Source organism: Oleiphilus sp. HI0080 (genome assembly GCF_001635135.1).
In genome coordinates, this window is the sequence record NZ_LWFU01000901.1 from 1 (window position 1) to 673 (window position 673).

Below are 673 nucleotides of genomic sequence, written 5' to 3' on the forward strand. Positions count from 1 at the left end.
GCAAGGTTGGGATCGTAACTAGTTGCGTGTTTTGGCTTCCCTTTTTTGGTGCGAGCTGAGTTGGATAGATTTGGCAGGTCTCGATGCGAGCTCTGGTTAAGGCTATTTTTACTCGGCAGGCGGAACGGTAAATGTTAGATCAAATCCACCGCCCTCTCTTGGCAAAATTTGCACCGGACTGCCTTCGGTAACGGCCTCTGGAATATTTATTTGCTCAATGCCCGGAATGTTGCCAATTGAGAACGTGAGTTTGTCTGCGTCGCGACTCAGTGCTAGATCATCCCCAATATAAGAAAAATCAAAATTGCCTTCAGGCGGACGATAGCGCTCGTCTTCAAGAATGTCTGCGACAGGGATTGTTGTAAGCTCTTGATAGGTTGGTACATCTACCACAGGTTCTGATTCAAAAGCCGCATCGACGGTCGAGTTTCTAAGAAGTTCGTCATCCAGCTCCACGGCGTTAGCGAGCCCTGTTTGGGACTCTTCAGCTTCGATCAGAAGTTCTGAGTCTGTGTCTTCGCCTTCGTACGGGGCGATTGTGACGCTGGAAACCGTTTTTTGCTCACTTAGGCTTTGTTTTCGAGGCGTGATGATGATGGTCGAGTCTTCGATATAGGTTTCAGTGAGCTCAGAGCTGCTAAGTGATTTCACTTCAGCTTGTAACGGTGCGACA

At 48.4% G+C, this 673-nt stretch carries 1 protein-coding gene; it reads right to left on the reverse strand.

Annotation, left to right across the window (positions count from 1 at the left end):
- Window positions 1-108: 108 nt before the first annotated feature.
- Window positions 109-673, reverse strand: a 565-nt coding sequence (locus A3751_RS23065; protein WP_197466468.1) for a hypothetical protein, incomplete at its 5' end; no start/stop codon positions are given.